This window comes from Streptomyces sp. SID5785 (assembly GCF_009870065.1).
Lineage (GTDB): Bacteria > Actinomycetota > Actinomycetes > Streptomycetales > Streptomycetaceae > Streptomyces.
Window position 1 is genome coordinate 1 of the sequence record NZ_WWIA01000027.1, and the last position, 1,155, is coordinate 1,155.

Sequence of the window (1,155 nt, forward strand, 5' to 3'; positions counted from 1 at the left end):
GGGTCGAGCGCCGGGTCGCCGATCTCGGTCAGGGCCTGGTTCGCGGCGCGCAGATCGAGCAGCAGGGCGCCGCCGTCCCGCCGGGCGGCCTGCGTCCCGGTCGTCGGCAGGCGGTGCACGGTGTCGGTGATCCGGACGCGGACCGTGCCGGTCGGCACCGGCAGATCCATCGTGCCGCCGACCTCGAGCCCGGCCGACGCCAGGAACCGGTCGCTGGCCACCGCCGGGATCGTGAGCGGGACCCGCCGGTCCATCGTGAGCCGCACGGTCGTCGTGGGCCGCTCCACGAACCGGTCGTTCTCCTCGGCGGGGAGGAAGCCGGTGCGGTACGTGAACGAGAGCCCGGTTCCTGCCTGGTGCACGGCGGGCGGCGCGGGGCGCTCGTCCTCGCCGGAGGCGGTGCCGTCGTCCTCCGTGGCGGCGGAGGGGAGCAGGACGCGCCAGGCGGACCCGGACACGGCGAGCGGGCGCTCGGTGCCGCCGGCCGACCGGGCCCGTGCGGAGCGCAGCACGACCTTCTGCTCGGCGTCCTGGTCGAGGTGCTGCTGCGTCACGAGTTCGACGCCGGTCAGCCGCAGCGGGTGCGGCGCCGTGCCGAGGTCCAGGGTGATGCGGTGCGGGCGTCCGTCGACGGGCAGATCACCGGCGATCTGGTGGTACGGGATGCCGAACCGGTCCTCCAGCGTCACCGCCACCGACGTCGTCTCGCCGGCCGGTGCGCCCTTTTCGCCGGACACCGTGGTCGCGCTCATGCCGAGCACGACGGCGCGCGTGCCCGCGGGCAGTTCCACGCCGCCCGCGGGCGTCTTCCGCGCCGGGCGGACCGAGCGGAGCAGCCGGTCGGGGTCGGTGCCGGAGAGGTCGTCGCGGAGCAGCATCCCGTCGTGGATCCGGCTGGTGTCCAGGGCGAGCGCCGTGGCGGTGCGCCCGTTCTGCAGCGGCACCTCGATGCGCCGCGCGGGCGCCGCGTCGGACACGCCGGGCAGCGCCGGGAAGGCCACCGCCTGCCCCATGCCGGGCTCCGTGCCCTGCACCCGCACCGACGCGCCGGCCCGGAAGTCGGCCTGGTCGCGCTGGGACCGGTCCCAGGAGGCGCCCTGGCCGACCGCCAGCATGCCGAGCGCGGAGGCGAGGACGAGCAGCAGCACCTGGACG

General features: G+C 76.5%; 1 pseudogene. It reads right to left on the bottom strand.

Features of this window, described 5'->3' with window-relative positions:
- A pseudogene (locus tag GTW43_RS00805) lies at positions 1-1,155 on the bottom strand (ABC transporter permease); the annotation flags it as partial.